Source organism: Paludifilum halophilum, from assembly GCF_002245355.1.
Classification (GTDB): domain Bacteria; phylum Bacillota; class Bacilli; order Thermoactinomycetales; family DSM-45169; genus Paludifilum; species Paludifilum halophilum.
This window is the reverse complement of record NZ_NOWF01000185.1, coordinates 1-390: the sequence shown is the minus strand read 5'-3', so window position 1 is coordinate 390 and position 390 is coordinate 1. Positions and strand designations below refer to the sequence as shown.

General features: G+C 67.7%; 1 protein-coding gene. It reads left to right on the top strand.

The features are described from left to right. On the top strand, positions 1 to 390 hold a 390-nt coding region (locus tag CHM34_RS18780; protein WP_206093870.1), incomplete at both ends, for a UDP-N-acetylglucosamine--N-acetylmuramyl-(pentapeptide) pyrophosphoryl-undecaprenol N-acetylglucosamine transferase.

Sequence of the window (390 nt, the reverse complement as noted above, 5' to 3'; positions counted from 1 at the left end):
CGCTTCCGCGGCAACATCTCCGCCGTCAAGCAGATCATCTCCTCCCGCAGCATCGACGCCGTCGTCGGCGTCGGCGGCTATGTGTGCCCACCGGCGTTCCTCGCCGCCAAACAGGCGAAGATCCCGCTGATCGTCCACGAAGCCAATGCGAAGCCGGGAATGGCCAACCGCCTCGGCGCCCGACTGACCACCTCCGGTCGGGTCGGCATCACCTTCCCGGACACGCAGCTGCGCAATTCGACGCTCGTGGGCATGCCCATGCCCACGGAGATCACCGACCTGAACCGCGGCGACGAGGGACAGCGCGCGGCGTTCCGCGCCGATCTCGGACTGCGGGATGACAGCCCTGTCCTCGTCGTGACGGGCGGATCCTCCGGTGCACAGAAGATC